Here is an 18,212-nt window from a genome sequence, read left to right on the forward strand (position 1 = left end):
TTAACAGATTTGAAATAAAAACATCGAATAATTACAGAAAAAATAAAAAATTATAAAGTGAATCACCAAAAAAAACACATACCCACAAGAGCATATAGATACATTCACTAACAAAGTGGAATTATATTGAAAAAAATAAAAGGGTAGAATTATCTACCTTGTTTTTTCTCTAATCTAAAAGGAGGAGTTGAATCCATGGTTTCATAAGCTTCTTGTTCTTCTTGAAGTTCATTAAAGAAAGTATTGATTTCTTCCAGCCTTTTAATTTTATCATTTTTCCTATTTAACTCGTTTTGAAGTTTAATATAATCTTCTTTTGGAATAGTTTGTTCCCTTAAATATTTAAGTTCACTATCTTTTGAATTAATTTCGCCCTGAAGTTCAGTTTGAAGGGAAATGTAATCCTCACGAGGAATAGTTTTTTCTTTTAAATATTCAAGTTCCTTATCTTTAGCTACAATTTCAGTTTCCAATTTGTTTTGAAGAGAAACATATTCTTCACGAGGAATAGTTTTTTCTTTTAAATATTCAAGTTCTGTGCTTGTAGCAGCAAGTTTAGTTTCCAATTGGTTTTTAACAGAAATATACTCTTCTTTAGGAATTGTTTTTTCTTTAAGATTATTTAATAATGTGTCCAAATTACTAATTTCAGTTTCAAATTTGGATTGCAAATCATCATACTCTTCTTTAGGGATAGTTTTTTCTTTTAAAGTAGCAATTTCTGCATCCATTTCACTGATTTCAGATTCGAATTTGGATTGCAAATCATCATACTCTTCTTTAGGGATAGTTTGTTCTTTTAAAAGATTTATTTGATTATCCCTTTCAGAAATTTCACTATCTTTAAGTGAAAGTTCACTATTCTTAAGCTCGATTTGTTTTTCAAGTTCCATGATTTGATTTTGAACTTCAACGTTATTCTCTAGTTTAATGATCTTGATTTTATACTCATCGATTGTTCTTGAAAGAGAATTAATTTGAGCATCTTTTTCAGCTACGCTTCTGAAAGATTCGTTCAACCTTTCATTAACATCAGCCAATTCCTTTTTCTTATACTCTTTCAGTTGTTCAGCAAAATATTCCTTGATTTCATCAAGAGAATTATTTACATAATCCAACTCATAAATCCTGTCTTCTTGATTTTTAATCAGAATATCCTTTTCATCAAGTTGTTTTTTCAAAAGATTAATTTCATCTTCAGCCTTGAATTTAATAACAGAAACTTCTTTTTCTTTCTCTACAATGTCTTTTTCGAGTTCTTTTATCCTTAATGGAGTGTTATCATTTGCTCTTTCGACTTCGAGCTTTGTTAATTCTAATTTAAGCCGATTAAGCTCCAATAGGCAAGACCGAATTAAAGATTGTAATGTATCTTTTTCAGCATCAATTCCTATTTCCATTCTATCCCTTAGTTAAAATTTTTATCCCAATACCGATTTCAAATTACAAATATTAATGAATTTGAAAATTTCGATATATTGTACAATATAATTCCTTGATATAAAATATTAATTTTATACTATTTAAATTAAACCCTTAAAATAACCTAAAAATAAAATTAAAAACAATAAGAAAACAGATTGAAAAAATAAAAAATATTAAAAAAAATAATAGAAAAAAAGAGATAAAATCACAAGATTTTATCATTAATCAATTCAGCATTCAATATAGAAGCTCCAGCAGCACCACGAATAGTATTATGACCTACAAGAACATATTTAAAGCTATTATCAAATACTGTGTCTTTTCTTAATCTACCAACACTAACAGCCATACCATTTCCTGCATTTCTATCCATTCTAGGTTGTGGCCTGTTTTCCTCTTCACGAACAATCACAGGATTTTCAGGAGCTGAGAATAAATCAAGTTCTTGTGGCAATCCTTTGAAGTTAGCCATACTATCTTTAACATCTTCAATGTCAAAGTCATCATCCAACTCAATGAACACCGCTTCAGTATGACCATCAATTACAGCTACCCTATGACATGATGCACTTAATTTGAAATCTGCACGAACCACATCATTACCATCATAAGAACCTAAAAGATACAATGATTCGCTTTCCATTTTCTCTTCTTCACTTCCGATATATGGCACGAGATTATCTACAATAGCCATTGACGGAACACCATTATATCCTGCGCCGGATACAGCCTGCATGGTTGAAACTCTAATGGAGTTTACATTAAAATTATCAACAACAGGTTTTAATGTTAAAGCTAAAGCAATAGTGGAACAATTAGGATTGGTAACAATGAATCCGTCCCAATCATTTTCCTTTTGTTGAGCATCAATCATATCTAAGCATTCAGGATTTACTTCAGGAATTACTAATGGAATATTCTTTTTCATCCTGTGAGCGCTGGCATTACTTGCAACAACATAGTCTTTAGCAAATTCTTTTTCAACTTTTAGTGCAAAATCAGTTGGAAGAGATGAAAATACAATATCCACATCATTATCCATTGCATCAGGATTAGTTTCAACTACTTCAATGTCCCTAACAGATTCTGGCATTTCATTATCCATATACCATGTTGTGGCATCTTCATATCTTTTACCAGCAGACCTTGAAGAAGCAGCCAATGCAGTAATTTCAAAATCAGGATGATCAGCTAACAATTGTATAAATCTTTGACCTACCATTCCTGTAGCACCAAGAATACCAACATTTACCATATTAATCACCTATTCTAAACCTAAAACATCATTCATACTGCTTACAACACCTTTTTCAGCAGTAGGAACAAAACGAATTGCTCTAATAACACCAGCAATAAATACTTCTCTAGTATGAGCTTGGTGTTTAACTTCTATTCTTTCACCGTCACCAACAAACATTACAGTGTGGTCACCTACGATATCTCCACCACGAACAGCATGGATACCAATTTCTTCCTTGGTTCTTTTTCCAACCATTCCTTCTCTGCCGTAAACGCCAACTTCTTCTGGGTCACGGTCAAGAGCCTCTGCAATTACTTCAAATGCAGTAACTGCAGTTCCGGATGGTGCATCCTGTTTTTGATTGTGATGCGCTTCAATAATTTCAATATCAAAATCATATAATAATGGAGCTAACTTCTTTAAAGTGTTGAAGAATACATTAACTCCGATAGCCATATTTGATGAAATAACTGCAGAAACATTATTTTCTTTAATGTTTTTGATGTTCTCTTCCATTTGTTCTTCTGACATTCCAGTAGTACCGACAACAACGGAAACTCCACATCCAGTTGCACGTTTAATAGTATCAACAGCTGCATGAGCGATTGTGAAATCAACAAGAACATCTGCACCGGATGACTTTAATGCTTCTTCCAGATTTTGAGAGCCAGTAATTTTAACGCCCATTTCACCAATTCCAGCCTGAATTCCAGCATCTTTTCCTTCAAGAGGAGTATTTGGAATTTCAATAGCTGCAACAACTTCCATATCATCTTGTTGTGATATTTTTCTAATAATACCGGAGCCCATTCTTCCTGCTGCTCCAGTAACTGCTACTTTAATCATAATATAACCTTTTTAAATTAAATTAGAATCTTTTAATGCTTTTTTAAGTTGTTCTAAATTTTCATCTTTCATGTCGACTAACGGCAATCTTAAAGGACCAGAAGGAAGACCCATAAGATTCATTGCGGTTTTTACAGGCACTGGATTACTTTCTATGAAAAGAGTTCTGATTAATTCAACCATTTCATAGTGAAGTTCCATTGCTCTTGTGTAATCATCATTTAAGATGCTGTCAACCATCAAAACCATTCTTTTTGCATCAATATTAGCTGATGCACTAATAACACCTGTTCCACCTACAGCCATAATAGGCAATGTTAAGGAATCTTCACCGGAAAGTATGTTGAAGTCGTCTTCAAGACCTTCATGTTGAAGTGCTCTGTAGATATCGGATATTTTGTCAACGCTTCCACTAGCTTCTTTAACAGCATCAATATAGTCAATTTTTGCAAGTTCAACAATAGTGTCAACAGTCATGTCAACACCAGTACGGGATGGAACATTGTAAGCAATAATAGGCAATTCAGATTTTTCAGCCACATACCTATAATGTTCAATCAAAGCGTGTTGTTGTGGTTTGTTGTAGTATGGAGTTATTAATAAAGCTGCATCCGCTCCTGCATCAGCAGCAAATTTAGTAAGATCAGCAGCTTCATATGTAGAATTACTTCCAGTTCCAGCGACTGTTTCTACTCTACCATCAACTTCATCAACTAAAATTTCAATGATTTTTTTGTGTTCTTCATGGTCAATTGTAGCTGATTCCCCAGTAGTTCCAGCTCCAACCAAACCATTTACTCCTTGATCAATCAAATAGTTTATATTTGACCTGAAACCTTCTTCATCAATCTGTTCGTTTTTATCGAATGGAGTAACCATTGCAACATATGTACCTTCAAATCTCATTTTAAAACCTCATTAATTAAGTCACGTGCTTTTTCACCATCTTTCCAATCAACAAATAAGACAATTGCAGTCTGTGATGAAATAATTTCAACAATATTAATATCATTTTTCCTTAACGGTTCAGTAATGTCAGATATAATACCTGGTTTTTCAATAATATCCGGACTGACAAATGTAATCATTGCAGTATCACTTCCCAATGACAATGAACTTAAAACATCAGTCTCTACAACAAATTGGTGCAATAAATGATATGCCTTATTGGAATCTGCTTTATCAACAAAAGTGGACATTGAATTTTGAGCTGCGGAAATGCCGAAAATATTTATCTTTTCTTTAGCAAGACATCCACTTAATCCAGCGAATAATCCGCTTTTTTTAAGCATAGCTTCACCAACAACAGCAATAAGAGAAATAGGATTTTTATAAAGTGATACTCCCTTCAATACATCATCACTATGCGGACCAATAATTCGTGTACCTTTTGAAGACAAGTCTCCATGTTCAAAATTGATTATCTTTGCACTAATTACAGGGTCCTTATATGTTAATGCGCGAGGATGCAACACTTGCGCACCATGGGTAGCCAAATCCCTCATTTCTTCAACTGTAATTTCATCCAACAGTTTGGCACTTTCAATTTTATTCGGGTCAGTAGACATTACTCCCTCAACATCAGTAACAATGACCACTTCACTAGCATCTAAACAATGTCCAATTAAAAATGCAGAAACATCACTACCTCCTCTTCCTAGAGTAGTAATTTCACCGCGAGGGCCTTTACCTAAAAATCCGCAGATAACAGGTATGATGCCTTGATTAAGAAGAGTTTTAATTCCTTGCATTTTAACATCAGTAGATTTAAAATCAATTTTTGCTTCTAAAGGATCAGAATCAGTTATTACTGGCCATAAATCATTATAAGGGTCAATATATTCTGATTTGACACCTAATGATTCAACAGCTGCAGAGAATAATCTTGCACTAGTTAATTCACCCATAGCTACAATTTCTGCTCTTTGCCTATCAGTCAAACCTTCACCAACGGCCTCATCAGACAAACCAATAAGGTCATCAGTAGATTTATTAACTGCAGAAACTACAACTACAATTTGATTCCCTTTCATATATTCATTGACAACAGACTGTGCTGCCTTTTTAATTCTGGAACCATCACCAACCGAGGTTCCTCCAAATTTTGCTACTAACAAATCCATTAATTTCACCTATTTTTCTTAAAGTTCATTGAAATTAAGTAAATAATTATACATTAGTATTTATATTTAATCATATTAATAAACTTTATACTTAAACAACTTGCAGATAGAATAAAATATTGAAAGAAATGTTTAAAAAAAAATTAATAATTTATAAAAATTTTATACAATTAAAAATAATTAAAAAAAAGAGAAGAAAAAAATATGTAAAAAGTCTATTCTTGAGTTTGTTCTAACCTTACAAGTCTTGTTACATATCCAGCAATTTTATTTCTTAAATGTTTAGTACTTACAGTGGAGTATTCTTGTACTAATTTTTTGTTTTCTTCAAAATCAGTAGTGAAAACACCTTTATGAGTTTCAATAAGTTCTTTTGCTAAACGTTTAACAAATGAAGTTCTAATATTTCCCATCAACATTCCTCCTTAAAATTTTATTTTGCTCAATCTTACTTAATTTAGTCAGCATATCAATGATTTGATCAATAATATCCGCATCAAGACCCTTTTCTTCAGATAATTTTCTAATCTTTTTATGTATTGCCTTTTCCCGAGATTCATCATAAATGGGAATGCCTAAAAAATCTTTAGCAAGGACAATATCCTTTGCAAGAGAAGTTCTCTGAGAAATTAAGTCCATCAACTCATTATCAATTTCATCAATGTGATTTCTAGACTTTTCAAGAAGTATTTCAGCTTCTTCTTTATTATTAAAGGATTTTATTTTATCTTCAGTCAAAAAATCACCATTTTTGATAATAATGATAATAATATAATTTATTATTATCATAGTATATAAACTATATGATTAATAGAAAAATTAGTAAAAATGAAATCAAATTTAAATTTCAATACATCCATCATTGTCTACTTTAGTTCTGATAACGTTTCCTTCGTATTTGCCCCAGGATTCTTCAACATCATCAATGACATCATTATCTACAACAGCAACAAATGACGAACCGGTTCCAGATAATCCAGAAGCAATTGCGCCTGCTTCCAGCGCATCAATTGCAATAGTAGCATCAAATCCCAAAGTTGCAGAATAAATCAGCCCGTTTAAAGTAAGGGCCTTAAAGTATTCTTTTTGCTTTGCAAATCCAAAAGCAGTTTCAACCAAAGGAGATAACAACTTCATCCTTGCAGGATTTGAGTCACCGGATTTTGAATAAAAATTAGGCATATAAACCAAAATTGGATAATCTTCCATTTTTTCATTTATGATAAACTCCCTATTTTTATTATCCGTTACAACAACACCACCAAAATAGGATGCAGTTGCATCATCAAAAGAACCAGTGATTGTAACTCCAGCATCAAGGGATGCATCAATAGCCATATTTATAATTTCCAAATCATCAAGTGGTTTCAAATCAAATTCATCACAAATAACCAAAGAAGTAGCCTTAACAATAGCATTTGATGAAGCGCTACTGCTTGAAAGACCAGATGCCATCGGTAAATTTGACTTAGTTTTTATATCAATCCCAAATTCATCTTTATTGATATTATAATAATCAAAAACCTTTTCAACACACAATTCCATCAGAAAAGTGTCTGCACCAACATCATTGGAGCAATTAATTGAATCAGACAACGTTTTAGCTTCACATATAATATCCAACCCTATGCCAAATGCCGAACCAAAACCTGTGGCAATTGCATTAATTATTGTGGCAGAACCTGGAGATCTAACTATTTTCTTCATTCATAAACCTCATCGTAAGGAATTGTCATTGTTGAAAAATCCATTGCCCTATTACGTGCATTTAAAGATAGCATATACCTGAAATCATTGTCATTAATCATTTTATCAATTGCACGTGCGATGGAAGATATCTTATTCGGGTCCACCAATAAACCTACATCATCAGTTATTATTTCAGTTATTCCTCCAACATTACTACCAATGACCGGTTTTCCACAAGCTAACGCTTCAATTAAAACTAAACCAAAACTTTCAGAAAAGGAAGGTAAAATCAAAACATCACAGCTCGGAATGATATTTTCAACATCATTTCTGGCTCCAGTAAATATTACATCACGAATGTTTTCCTCTTCAACTTTCTTTTTAAGTTTTTTAAATAGCGGACCATCCCCAACGATGACCAAATAATAGTCGCTGCTAGCTATCTTTTTAGCTTCCAAAATGGAATCAACATTTTTCCTTTTAATTAAATTACCTACAAAAAGAACAATCGGCTTATCTTCTAACCTATATTCCTTTTTAAATGAATCATTAACATCATTTGAAAATTTATTAACATCAACAGCGTTCCAAGATAATCTTGTTTTGTTTGAAATGCCCTTAACACCTGTAGCGATGATTTCATGTCTTAATGCATTGCTTACAGCCAGAACAACATCTGCACCTTTTAACACTTTTTTAATTGTTGATCTCATTAGCGGCTGTTTTTTATATACTTCAAACATGTCTGACCCGTGAGCGGTTACATAAGTCTTTATTCCATGCTCATTTCCAACTTCAACAGCGGCAGCCCCTGCAGGGAACAGGTAATGACCATGAATAATATCAATGTTTTCCCTTTCAAGAAGCTCTGTCAATGCCTTTTTAGCATTCTTTTTAAACATCAAACCCCGAACACCCGGAATATTAAGTCCTCTGGTACCAATGACATGTATTCCATCAATATCCTGAATGTTTTTGTGAGGATATGTAATTACATAGACTTCATGTCCTTGCATTACAAGTTCTTTTGATAATGTATGAATATGAACACCTACACCACCGACATGAGGTGGAAACTGACCAACCATCGCTATTTTCATAAAAAATTAACTCCATCAATTGTAATATTATCTATTAAAATTATTGTTTAAATAAATATCCAAAAATCAGTAATAAAAAAAAGTCAAATTTAATGTCTTATTGCAGAGAAAAAATCCCTACAATATTCCCTATTAGACATTAAAATTTTAATCAATTTGGTTTCCCAAAAGAGGCTTACTTTAAAAGTAATTCTCTTGTATAATTCTATTGTTAGAATATTATATAAATTTAACTATTTTTTTAATATTGGTAATTAAACAGTTTCCATCTAGGGAAAAGACCTCACGAAAACTAAGTTTTCAAAGCCCATCATTGAATTGTTTATATTTAATTACCTAGAGATGAAATGTGAGTTATTATTTTCTACATTCCCTTAGAATCATTAATGATTTAATAATTGATATGATATTAAACCAATATGCCCCCATCAGGAATATACTTAACTCCACCATTTTCACCTCCTTGGGAAACATAGAAAAGAACATCAATGCAGCATAGGGAAAAAACTGAACTGATAGCAAAATAAACATTACTTAAAAATAATAATTTCATGTTTATCAACCTCCCAAATCGATTAAAAATGAGGTCTTTACTTGAAATATATTGTTTAAATTTTATTTAAAGCTTGTTAAAGACATTTAGGAAAATTGGGGTCATTTTGTAAAATTGTAGTTAAAAAACATGATATATAAAGGTTTTGGTAATGATTAAAACCGGAATAACAGAAATTTATCTGCATTATAAGATACGGCTTCGGTAATGTTAAACCCATCACGGCAAGAGAATTATCCATTCAAAATAGGTGTTGAAATTCCTGCACATTATACTTTAAAATCAAATCACCATCTAAAATAGCAACCATTAATGTTAAAATCAAGTAATTAAATCAAATGAAAAAAAATAACATCTTCATTTATATAAAATTCACAACAAATACTAATCGAACATTATCTATTGAAATATGGTGCTTAAAATTGAAAATTGGGACAAAAAATTATTTGTTAGTGATAAATTTATAATTACTGTTTAAATAATTTCCTTCCATATCAACAAGAATAACATTCAAATCCAAATCAAAACGTTGCATACATCTATCACGGATTGCTTGGGCAATGCTGTTTGAAACTTCAACTGAAAGATGTATTTCATTCAAAATATCCATCATATCATCAGTTGTTTTGGAATCATATAACCTTTGAAGAGATTCCTTATCCGCTCCGCAAAGAGCAGCATGAGTAACCATCACCTCACGCCTGCCATCTGCAACTGCGTGTTTTGTATCGAATATTCCTCCGGCAACCTTGATTAACTTGCCAATGTGTCCAAAGTAAGTGAATTTATTAATTCCTCTTTTTTCAGCTTCTTCAAACATGAACCCTACAAAATTGCCTGTTTGGACAATTTGCTCTTTACCAACATTTAACTGTTTTAAGGCTAATTTTTCACCGATATTTCCAGGAACAAAAATCAAATCATCAATATTGGATGCCAAAGCCACGTCAATTTGGGTGACTATTGAATTTTTATATGCTTCACTGGACATTGATCTTGCAATTCCAGTTGTTCCAAGAACAGATATTCCCCCAACAATACCCAATTTAGGATTCATTGTTTTTTTAGCTATTTTTTCACCTTCAGGAATGGAAATTGTAACTTTAGCAACCTTACCTTCAGGAATCCTATCTGTTAAATTTTCAACAATCATTTTGCGGGGAACAGGATTTATGGCATACTCGCCAACAGGTATCTGAAGGCCAGGTTTTGTGATTATACCAACACCTTCACCACCCGTTATAATGACATTTGATGATTCATCAATTTTATCAATTAATTCGACAGTAGAAACGATTGCCATATCCACAGTAACATCAGGATCATTATATGGATTTTTATGAGCTGTCGCATAAGCTTTAAAAGAAGAAATTCGTTTACATTCATCAATGATTATATCCAATGTCTTTTTAGGAGTTTCGACTTTAACACAAGCAATATCTTCATCATCTAAAAGAATATCCAGTGCCGCTAAAGAACATGCCGTAGCTACCGTACCTGTTGTAACTCCAGTATAATTATCATTGGTCATTTTTAACAAAAAAAGAATAAAAAAGAGAGAATCTATAATGATTCAAGTTTTTCTATAAGTTCTGCATCAGTTGGAGCGCCAACAAAAGCAACTTCACCATCTATAACAATAGTAGGCACTGCCATAATCTGATAGTCAATAGCTCTTTGTCTGATTTCTTCACTTTCATCTATTTTAAGAACTTCCACCTCAATTGCATCGCCTAATTTATCTTTAGCTACACTAGCAGCGTCGATTGCTGCAGGACAATGTGGACAGGAATTTGTTGAAAATACTTCTACTTTTATAGCCATTTTATACACTCCTTTTATTTAAGTTTATTTAAACCTAATTTATAATAAGTGATATATAACTGTTACCACCCCATTAGTTTTCAAATGCTCTCCAAATATTTATTATATAACAAAAAAATAATTAGTAAATGATTAAAATGAAAACTTTACCGACTGATATCAAAAAAATAATTAACAGCGCATATCCATATATTGAGGAATTCAATCCAGCACAAAAGGCAGTGATTGAATCCGGATATTTAGATGACAAATCAAACTATATCATTTGTATTCCAACAGCAAGTGGAAAGACAGTTTTAGGAGTTCTTCCTGCACTTAAAACAATACTTGATGGTGGAAAGGCAGTATATGCCGCACCATTACTTTCAATACAAAACGAAAAAGTAAAAGAGTTTAAGGCATTTGAAGAGCATGGAATCAAGGTAGGAAAACATCCATCAAGCGCAGAGTTATCAGTTATGGTTTTCGAATCATTCGATGCACTTACAAGGTTTTCATGGGATGCACTTAGAGATGTTGATACCTTAATCATTGATGAATTTCACATGATTGGCGAATACAGCAGAGGTCCGACACTTGAAGCTGCCATCACACGTGCAAAAATAATCAATCCAGGCATGAGAATAATTGCCCTTTCAGCTACCCTGAGAAATATAGAAGAAATTGAAGGATGGCTTGAAGGAACCTGCGTTGAGCATGACTACAGACCTGTTCCACTACACAAGGAAGTTCTGGATGCAGAGATGTTCAATACTAAAAATAAGAATGATGTGGTCGTTAAAGTTATTGAAAAAGCTATCAAAGACAAATCCCAAGCGCTGGCTTTTGTATCAACAAGAAGATTTACTGAAAGTTTGGCGACTTACGTTTCAGGAAAGATAAATAAAAAAATAAATGTGGAACAGAGAAAAAGGTTTAAAGAAGTTTCTGAAAAGTTATTGGAAGTTCCCAAGAAAAAGGGCTCACTTCCAACAAGCACATGCCTTAAATTGGCAGAAGTTGCTGAAAAAGGTGTTGCATTCCACCATGCAGGGCTTTTCAATGAACAAAAGGAAATTATTGAAGACGAATTTAGAAACGGGAACATTTTAATGATTACTGCCACTCCAAGTTTAATGTATGGAGTTAATTTACCATCAAAATCTGTCGTTATTAGAGACCATACCCGCTGGACCAGCAATGGACCGCAGCCGATTCCTGTTTTTGACTATGAACAAATGTCCGGAAGGGCTGGAAGACCACAATACGATGATGTGGGTTACTCTTATCTTATTGCAAAAACAATGGATGAAGCTTTGAACTTGGAAGAGTTTTACATTGAAGGAGATATCGAACTGACCAATTCCAAATTAGTTGACAATAAAGATGCAATTTACAGACAAATTATTGCACAGATAGCATCATCACTTTCAAAAAATCTAGATGACTTAACAGACTTCTTTGGAAAGACACTTTACGGATACCAAATGAGCAATAACCCTTCAATGGCATTGTTTGCTGAAGACAGCTTAAAATATGAACTTGAAACTGCACTGCAATTTTTGCTTCAAAATGGAATAATCAGAGCAACCCCAGAAGGGCTTAAAACAACTGAATTCGGTAATTTGATAGCCAAATCCAATTATACTGTTGAAACTGCAGTTAAAATTAAGGAATACATCTCAGGAATGAACGAATTCAATACCGATGAATTCATTTATGCCATGTCTGAAACACCAGACATGCCTCTGATTTCATTTAAAGGAAGAAAATCAAAAGATCCAGTGCGTGAAAAACTATCAGAATCAGGATTATTTGCAGTGGACATTGGAAACCCCGAAGCTACAACCGTTTCTCTAATTGAATGGATTAATGAAAGAAGCGAATATGACATAGAAAACAAATATAATGTCTACTCCGCTTCAACAAGAAGATCTGCTTATGAGGCTTCAAGACTTGTAATATTTGCCAAAAAGACTTCAGAAGTCTTAGGAGATTACACATACCTAAAAGACTTTGATTTCTTATCCGCAAGATTGTATTACGGAGTCAAAGAAGACATTATACCATTGGTTGTCGGAGTCAAACGTCTCGGAAGAAAAAGAGCTAGAAATGTAGTTGAAATATTTGGAAATGATTTGACATCCGTTTCCGAAAGTGAATTGCAAAAAATAGAAGGGATTGGCCCTAAATTAGCTTCAAAAATTAGATTATTTGTTGAAAATAATTAAAAAATAAAAAAATCGAGGAGATTAACCTCCTCCTTCAGCAACATTGGAGTCCATTTGCATATTTTCAAAGTCCAATGATTGCTTTTTCAATGAATCAATATCAATCTCATCATCACCATCATCAAAGGATTTATTCTTTAAATCCTTCTCATCAAGCAACTCAACCAATTTTGAACGATACCATAAATTAGTTTTTTCAATTTTTACCCAGTCAATGCCCTCTTTTGTTCTTGTGTCAATAACTTCACCTATAGTTCCGGTATCGACATATCTGACATGATCTCCAAGAGTAATTTCCTTATCTCTTGCATCAAGGACCATAATATAACCTATATTAAAAATTTATTCATCTTCAATTTCAACAGTGGTTGTTTTAACTTCTTCTTCAACTGCTTCATTAGAAATTTCTTTGTTTAAAATAACATAAGCTCCAATAGTAGCAATATCATCAAAATTGATTTCAAGTTCATCTCTTGAAAACAAATTTTTTTGTAAAGTTAAAATAATAGTGCCGATTTTACCTGTTTCGGTGTCAAAATCAACATTATCTATTTTACCGACTACATTTGCATTTTTGTCTAAAACAGTAGAACCTACAAATTCTTTAATTTTCATAGTATCACCTTTTATATAAAGTTATATTTGAATATCATATAATAAAACATTAACTATTTAAATAAATCATGTATATAAAATTAACTATTAATTAAATAGGTGTAAAAAAAATGGAAAAAGCATGTCGAACAATTATTGATGATATTATAAATGGAAAAATATCCACTCGACGTGAATTAGAAGTTGAAAAAAGACAGCTTTGCCGTGATTTAAAGCTATCCCGATTTATGAGCAATGCCGACATTTTGGAATTTGCTAAACCTGAAGAAAAGGAAATCGTTTCTGAAATCTTAAAGAAAAAACCGACAAGAACAAAATCAGGCGTTGCAATTGTTGCTGTAATGTGCCATCCTCACAAATGCCCTCATGGCAGGTGTTTTTACTGTCCTGAAAGTGACATTGCCCCTCCAAGCTATACTGGTGAAGAGCCGGCAGCATTAAGAGGAAGAATGTATGAATTTCATCCATATATCCAATGTTTCAACAGACTGAAGCAGCTTAAAAAAATAGGCCATCCAATTGACAAGGTCGAACTGATCATAATGGGAGGAACATTTCCGTCAAGGGATTTATGTTACCAGCAATGGTTTACTTCACAATGCCTAAAAGCTATGACCGATTTTGGATTGATACTTGAAAATAAACCCAACAATTATGATTATAACCTAGATTATGATGAGATAAGAACATTTGAAAAAGGAGTTTTGAAAACTTATCCTCCAAGCGATTATGTTCTGATTGATGATGTTCAAAAGGCGAACGAAAATTCAAAGGTCAGGTGTGTAGGAATGACCTTTGAAACCCGTCCGGATTACTGTAAAAAAGAGCATATTAACAGAATGTTGGATTTTGGAGTTACAAGAGTCGAATTAGGTGTTCAGACATTATCTGATGATTTATACGTCAGGATAAAAAGAGGCCATACAATAGCAGATGTGATTGAGGCAAACCAGCTTTTAAGGGATTCTGCAATAAAAGTGGCCATGCACATGATGCCTGGATTGTTCGTTAGTGAAAAGCAGGATTTAAAAATGTTCAAGCAGCTGTTCAGTGATGAAAATTTCAAGCCAGACATGCTTAAAATATATCCATGCCTCGTCACTGCCGGAAGCGAATTGTACGACTTATGGCAAAGTGGAGGTTACGAACCCTACAGCGATGAAGAGGCAGTTGAACTAATTGTCAAGATAAAAGAGATTCTTCCAAAATGGGTCAGGACAATGCGTATTCAAAGGGACATTCCATCAACATTGATTGAAGCCGGCGTTAAGAAATCCAACCTGGGAGAACTTGTCTACAACAAGCTTGATGAAAAGCACATAAATTGCCAATGCATACGCTGCCGAGAAATTGGCCATAAGAAAACAAGCAGAGAATACGAATTAGATGATTTTGAAATGTTCAGAGAAACATATACTGCATGCAATGGTGAAGAAAACTTTTTATCAATCGAAGACGTTAATGAAGAAAGCATTGCCGGATTTTTAAGGTTGCGTTTCCCATCAAAAAATCATTTTAGAGATGAAATAAGCGACAAAACAGCACTTGTTCGTGAATTGCACGTTTATGGAAATATGATAAAAATAGGTGGTAAAAATCCTAAGATAGGTCAGCACACAGGATTTGGTGAGAAGCTTCTAAGAGAAGCTGAAGACCTTTCCATTGAAAATGGAAAAGAAGAGTTGGCCATAATAAGTGGAATAGGATCCAGAAATTACTATCGCAAATTCGGATATGAAAAGGTTGGGCCATACATGGTCAAAAAGTTGATATGAAAATATTTAAATACTTCATTCGTATATATACTAACTAATTATTAGAGAGTGGTAACTATGTACAATATAAAAAATTCAAAAGAATTAGCAAGCTATATCAATTACACTAATTTAAATAATATAATCTCAGAAGAGGAAATGAAAGAATTTCTTGAAAAAGCAAAAGAAACAACATTCCATTCAGTGGTTGTTTCACCAACATATGTCCAATTAGCTAAAGAAATTTTAGCAGATACAGATATCAAGGTTGGAAGCGTGGTCGGATTCCCATTAGGTTTTGAAGACACTGAATCCAAATTAGCCGAAACCAAAACTTTACTCGATAAAGGAGTAGACGAATTGGAAGTCGTGATTAATCTAAGCTATTTGAAAGATAAAAAGTACAGTTTAATCGGAAAAGAAATCGAAGCCATAAAAGAGCTCATGGGAGATAAAATTCTGAAGGTCAACATTGAAGTCAAAGCTCTCGATGATGCTGAAAAATCCGCCATTGTCCAAGTTGCTGAAAAGGCGGGAGCAGACTTTGTAAAAACTGCAACAGGATTTGTGACCCCATGCCACATTTATGAAATTGTAAATGACATAAACATTATCCAGAAATATGCTCCAAAAATCAAAATTGAAATATATGGTGGTATAGACAGCTATAAACTAGCTAACCAGGTTTTAACTGCAGGAGCAGATCAAATTTCAAGCAATTACGGTTATGAAATTGTAAAACAATATAAAGAATTGAGAGAAAACACACAAGTAAAACCAAAACCAATTACCTTATAGACACCAACTGCCATCACCACCTAATTTACCATTAGCTAAAATACTCATTTTATCGCAAAAAAATAGCAAATTAGATTATATAAGAAAATTATTTAAAAAAATAGTAGTAAAGAATGCCATGGGCCGGACTTGAACCAGCGACATCTAGATCTTCAGTCTAGCGTTCTCCCATCTGAACTACCATGGCATATGGACCGAACGAGATTCGAACTCGTGATCTCCTCCACGTCAAAGAGGAATCATACCCCTAGACCACCGGTCCTATACAACATACAATAGTTTGTAAAAAGTAATATATAAAGTTTACTAAAAAATATAGGACAGTGTAAAAATAAATTAAAAATAAAAAAAATTGACCAAGAAAAATGGCCAATAGATTTTATTATATAAAGCTTTTTTTTGAAAATAACCAACTAACAAATCTATTTGATTGCTAATTTGATATCTTCAGCTTTTACAGTTTTTCTACCAGCGTGGCGTGCGAAATTTACAGCTTTTTGTGCGATTTCGTCACCTTTTTCTTCTAATGCTTCAGCTAATGCAATTTTTGCATCATCACTAATTCTTTGTGCGCCAGCATTTTTTAAGATACGACCGACTGGTGCGATTGGTAATTCACTCATAATGACACCTCCAATTAAAAGATAGTACGCAATAGTATATAAAGGTATCGGTAAAAATGAATATTCAACCCCTATATTATAGTAGTGCAACTATCATAATATGCTTTTGAAAACTAAAAAAAAATATAGGTATTATCAATAATCAAAGGATAAAAATTAGTTAAAAATATAAAAATAAGGAAAAAACAAAATAAAAGAATTATTTTTATAATAATTCGCTTTTCAGATAAGTTGCGGTTGCTTGAGTTATCTTTACATCAACAAAGGTTCCTAATTCTGCATCATCAACAATTACTGGAATATATGAGTCAGTTTTTGCAATAAAACCACCTTTAGAACCTTTTTCTACAACCAAGACTTTTTGATGAGAACCTACCAGTTCCATATTTTCTTCTTCGGTTATTTTAGATTTAATTTCTGATAAAAATTTGGATCTTTCTTTCATAACAGGGCGAGGAATCTCTTCAAGTGAAGATGAAATTGCACCTTTTCTGTGCTGGTATTTTGACAGGTGAATCAAACTTGGCTTTACATTTTGAAGCAACTTAACTGTCAAGTCAAAATCATCATCTGTTTCTGTAGGATAACCCACAATAACATCCACAGCCAAGGTCAAACCAGGAATTTCACTTTTGAATTTTGAGACTATATCCAGATATTGCTCTATGGTATGGCCTCTTCTCATTTCTGATAAAACCTTATCACTGCCTGATTGTATCGGTAAATGGATAAAATTATATACCTTCGGATGTTTCATGGCATCGATAATTTCATCAACATCGTTTAAAATGTTTTTAGGATGCATCATTCCAACACGAACTCGAAATTCTCCTTCCAAATTGGCCACTTCTTTAATTAAATCAGATAGCTTTTCACCACTGTCACGGCCAAATGCTGCAGTGTCCTGAGCAGTGAGTTGAATTTCACAGGCCCCATTTTCTATTGCTTCTTTTGCTTCTGCAACAATATCCTCGATAGGATAACTATTTAATGGTCCTCGAGCAAAACGAGTGCAGCAGAATGTACATGCTCCTAAACAGCCCTCACAAATCTGTATAATATGAATCAAACCATCATCAATAAGTTTAGGAACACCCACCTTACTTTCTTTTGTAAAACCGGTTTCACGAATAACATCACCACAGTATGTTCCCTTTACGACATCCGCAGACTTATTCAGCTGATGAGGTCCAATCCAAGAACAGTTCGGTCCGATTTTTTCCAGTTTTTCAGGGTCAATCTCTACCATGCACCCACTGACAATGATTTTCTTATCTGGAAAATCCTTCTGAAGCTTTTGAATTTTATAAACCACCTTGTTTTCAGTAGGCAACTTAACATAGCATGTATTTACAATAATAACATCAGCTTCCTCAATGGAATCAACAATATCTATCTCATTTTCAACCAGC

At 33.1% G+C, this 18,212-nt stretch carries 19 protein-coding genes and 2 tRNA genes; 3 read left to right on the top strand and 18 right to left on the bottom strand.

The genetic code is table 11. From position 1 onward, the window contains the following. Positions 1-149: 149 nt before the first annotated feature. From QZ143_RS01235 to QZ143_RS01290, 12 genes are all read right to left on the bottom strand, one after another. Entirely contained in the window at positions 150-1,400 is a 1,251-nt protein-coding gene (locus QZ143_RS01235) for a hypothetical protein (RefSeq protein WP_292880427.1), read from the bottom strand. Positions 1,401-1,630: 230 nt separating this feature from the next. Beyond that, positions 1,631-2,680 carry an aspartate-semialdehyde dehydrogenase gene (gene asd, locus QZ143_RS01240; RefSeq protein ID WP_292880429.1) on the bottom strand — a complete coding sequence of 350 codons (1,050 nt, stop codon included), beginning with the start codon at positions 2,678-2,680 and terminating at the stop codon, positions 1,631-1,633. Positions 2,681-2,689: 9 nt separating this feature from the next. Then, a complete protein-coding gene (gene dapB, locus QZ143_RS01245; RefSeq protein WP_292880432.1) occupies positions 2,690-3,511 on the bottom strand; it encodes a 4-hydroxy-tetrahydrodipicolinate reductase in 822 nt (273 codons plus the stop codon). A gap of 12 nt (positions 3,512-3,523) precedes the next feature. Further along, positions 3,524-4,417: a 4-hydroxy-tetrahydrodipicolinate synthase gene (gene dapA, locus QZ143_RS01250; RefSeq protein WP_292880435.1), complete on the bottom strand. Its 894-nt coding sequence runs from the start codon at positions 4,415-4,417 to the stop codon at positions 3,524-3,526. Then, positions 4,414-5,634, bottom strand: coding sequence for an aspartate kinase (locus QZ143_RS01255; RefSeq protein ID WP_292605256.1), 1,221 nt, complete (start codon positions 5,632-5,634; stop codon positions 4,414-4,416). Before QZ143_RS01255 ends, dapA begins: the two co-directional genes overlap by 4 nt. A gap of 215 nt (positions 5,635-5,849) precedes the next feature. Beyond that, positions 5,850-6,047, bottom strand: coding sequence for a 30S ribosomal protein S17e (locus tag QZ143_RS01260; RefSeq protein ID WP_067043908.1), 198 nt, complete (start codon positions 6,045-6,047; stop codon positions 5,850-5,852). Continuing rightward, the gene (locus QZ143_RS01265) at positions 6,034-6,372 is read right to left on the bottom strand and encodes a chorismate mutase (RefSeq protein WP_292605258.1); all 339 of its coding nucleotides are present in this window, start codon (positions 6,370-6,372) and stop codon (positions 6,034-6,036) included. Before QZ143_RS01265 ends, QZ143_RS01260 begins: the two co-directional genes overlap by 14 nt. Positions 6,373-6,474: 102 nt before the next feature. Continuing rightward, positions 6,475-7,341, bottom strand: a complete 867-nt coding sequence (locus QZ143_RS01270; protein ID WP_292605260.1) for a shikimate kinase — start codon at positions 7,339-7,341, stop codon at positions 6,475-6,477. Beyond that, the gene (locus QZ143_RS01275) at positions 7,338-8,423 is read right to left on the bottom strand and encodes a glycosyltransferase family 4 protein (protein WP_292605262.1); all 1,086 of its coding nucleotides are present in this window, start codon (positions 8,421-8,423) and stop codon (positions 7,338-7,340) included. The genes QZ143_RS01270 and QZ143_RS01275 overlap by 4 nt, the downstream gene beginning before the upstream one ends. A 409-nt stretch (positions 8,424-8,832) precedes the next feature. Further along, positions 8,833-8,976, bottom strand: coding sequence for a hypothetical protein (locus QZ143_RS01280; protein WP_292605264.1), 144 nt, complete (start codon positions 8,974-8,976; stop codon positions 8,833-8,835). A gap of 442 nt (positions 8,977-9,418) precedes the next feature. Beyond that, positions 9,419-10,507 carry a cobalt-precorrin-5B (C(1))-methyltransferase CbiD gene (gene cbiD / locus QZ143_RS01285; RefSeq protein WP_292880436.1) on the bottom strand — a complete coding sequence of 363 codons (1,089 nt, stop codon included), beginning with the start codon at positions 10,505-10,507 and terminating at the stop codon, positions 9,419-9,421. 32 nt (positions 10,508-10,539) lie between these two features. Next, complete coding sequence (locus tag QZ143_RS01290; protein WP_292605268.1) at positions 10,540-10,800, bottom strand: thioredoxin family protein; 261 nt, start codon at positions 10,798-10,800, stop codon at positions 10,540-10,542. A 128-nt stretch (positions 10,801-10,928) separates the two neighbouring features. On the opposite strand from QZ143_RS01290, the gene QZ143_RS01295 reads away from it, so the two are divergent. Continuing rightward, positions 10,929-13,010: a DEAD/DEAH box helicase gene (locus QZ143_RS01295; protein ID WP_292880439.1), complete on the top strand. Its 2,082-nt coding sequence runs from the start codon at positions 10,929-10,931 to the stop codon at positions 13,008-13,010. A 21-nt stretch (positions 13,011-13,031) separates the two neighbouring features. Here the strand turns inward: QZ143_RS01295 and QZ143_RS01300 are convergent, their stop codons facing one another. Together QZ143_RS01300 and QZ143_RS01305 are read right to left on the bottom strand one after the other, a co-directional pair. Then, a complete protein-coding gene (locus QZ143_RS01300) occupies positions 13,032-13,331 on the bottom strand; it encodes a DUF2098 family protein (protein WP_292605272.1) in 300 nt (99 codons plus the stop codon). A 21-nt stretch (positions 13,332-13,352) separates the two neighbouring features. Then, positions 13,353-13,625 (bottom strand): PRC-barrel domain-containing protein, encoded by a 273-nt coding sequence (locus QZ143_RS01305; protein WP_292605274.1) that lies wholly within the window; start codon positions 13,623-13,625, stop codon positions 13,353-13,355. A 110-nt stretch (positions 13,626-13,735) separates the two neighbouring features. On the opposite strand from QZ143_RS01305, the gene QZ143_RS01310 reads away from it, so the two are divergent. Both QZ143_RS01310 and deoC read left to right on the top strand, forming a co-directional pair. Next, entirely contained in the window at positions 13,736-15,400 is a 1,665-nt protein-coding gene (locus QZ143_RS01310; protein ID WP_292605276.1) for a tRNA uridine(34) 5-carboxymethylaminomethyl modification radical SAM/GNAT enzyme Elp3, read from the top strand. A 57-nt stretch (positions 15,401-15,457) separates the two neighbouring features. Continuing rightward, entirely contained in the window at positions 15,458-16,177 is a 720-nt protein-coding gene (gene deoC / locus QZ143_RS01315; RefSeq protein WP_292880442.1) for a deoxyribose-phosphate aldolase, read from the top strand. Between the two features lie 114 nt (positions 16,178-16,291). Here the strand turns inward: deoC and QZ143_RS01320 are convergent. From QZ143_RS01320 to QZ143_RS01335, 4 genes are all read right to left on the bottom strand, one after another. After that, positions 16,292-16,364 (bottom strand) — tRNA-Phe (locus QZ143_RS01320). A 3-nt stretch (positions 16,365-16,367) separates the two neighbouring features. Further along, positions 16,368-16,439: transfer RNA gene (locus tag QZ143_RS01325), tRNA-Val, on the bottom strand. Between the two features lie 160 nt (positions 16,440-16,599). Beyond that, a complete protein-coding gene (locus tag QZ143_RS01330) occupies positions 16,600-16,800 on the bottom strand; it encodes a histone family protein (protein WP_042691314.1) in 201 nt (66 codons plus the stop codon). A 205-nt stretch (positions 16,801-17,005) separates the two neighbouring features. Then, a partial coding sequence (locus QZ143_RS01335) for a tRNA (N(6)-L-threonylcarbamoyladenosine(37)-C(2))-methylthiotransferase (protein WP_292880445.1) occupies positions 17,006-18,212 on the bottom strand: 1,207 nt, incomplete at its 5' end.

Source organism: Methanobrevibacter sp. UBA188 (assembly GCF_905234905.1).
In the GTDB taxonomy this organism is placed as follows: Archaea; Methanobacteriota; Methanobacteria; order Methanobacteriales; family Methanobacteriaceae; genus Methanocatella.

Coding starts and splice junctions, on each gene's coding strand:
- QZ143_RS01235 (WP_292880427.1), bottom strand. CDS start 1,400: ATGGAAATAGGAATTGATGCTGAAAAAGATACATTACAATCTTTAATT.
- asd (WP_292880429.1), bottom strand. CDS start 2,680: ATGGTAAATGTTGGTATTCTTGGTGCTACAGGAATGGTAGGTCAAAGA.
- dapB (WP_292880432.1), bottom strand. CDS start 3,511: ATGATTAAAGTAGCAGTTACTGGAGCAGCAGGAAGAATGGGCTCCGGT.
- dapA (WP_292880435.1), bottom strand. CDS start 4,417: ATGAGATTTGAAGGTACATATGTTGCAATGGTTACTCCATTCGATAAA.
- QZ143_RS01255 (WP_292605256.1), bottom strand. CDS start 5,634: ATGGATTTGTTAGTAGCAAAATTTGGAGGAACCTCGGTTGGTGATGGT.
- QZ143_RS01260 (WP_067043908.1), bottom strand. CDS start 6,047: ATGGGAAATATTAGAACTTCATTTGTTAAACGTTTAGCAAAAGAACTT.
- QZ143_RS01270 (WP_292605260.1), bottom strand. CDS start 7,341: ATGAAGAAAATAGTTAGATCTCCAGGTTCTGCCACAATAATTAATGCA.
- QZ143_RS01275 (WP_292605262.1), bottom strand. CDS start 8,423: ATGAAAATAGCGATGGTTGGTCAGTTTCCACCTCATGTCGGTGGTGTA.
- QZ143_RS01280 (WP_292605264.1), bottom strand. CDS start 8,976: ATGAAATTATTATTTTTAAGTAATGTTTATTTTGCTATCAGTTCAGTT.
- cbiD (WP_292880436.1), bottom strand. CDS start 10,507: ATGACCAATGATAATTATACTGGAGTTACAACAGGTACGGTAGCTACG.
- QZ143_RS01290 (WP_292605268.1), bottom strand. CDS start 10,800: ATGGCTATAAAAGTAGAAGTATTTTCAACAAATTCCTGTCCACATTGT.
- QZ143_RS01295 (WP_292880439.1), top strand. CDS start 10,929: ATGATTAAAATGAAAACTTTACCGACTGATATCAAAAAAATAATTAAC.
- QZ143_RS01300 (WP_292605272.1), bottom strand. CDS start 13,331: ATGGTCCTTGATGCAAGAGATAAGGAAATTACTCTTGGAGATCATGTC.
- QZ143_RS01305 (WP_292605274.1), bottom strand. CDS start 13,625: ATGAAAATTAAAGAATTTGTAGGTTCTACTGTTTTAGACAAAAATGCA.
- QZ143_RS01310 (WP_292605276.1), top strand. CDS start 13,736: ATGGAAAAAGCATGTCGAACAATTATTGATGATATTATAAATGGAAAA.
- deoC (WP_292880442.1), top strand. CDS start 15,458: ATGTACAATATAAAAAATTCAAAAGAATTAGCAAGCTATATCAATTAC.
- QZ143_RS01330 (WP_042691314.1), bottom strand. CDS start 16,800: ATGAGTGAATTACCAATCGCACCAGTCGGTCGTATCTTAAAAAATGCT.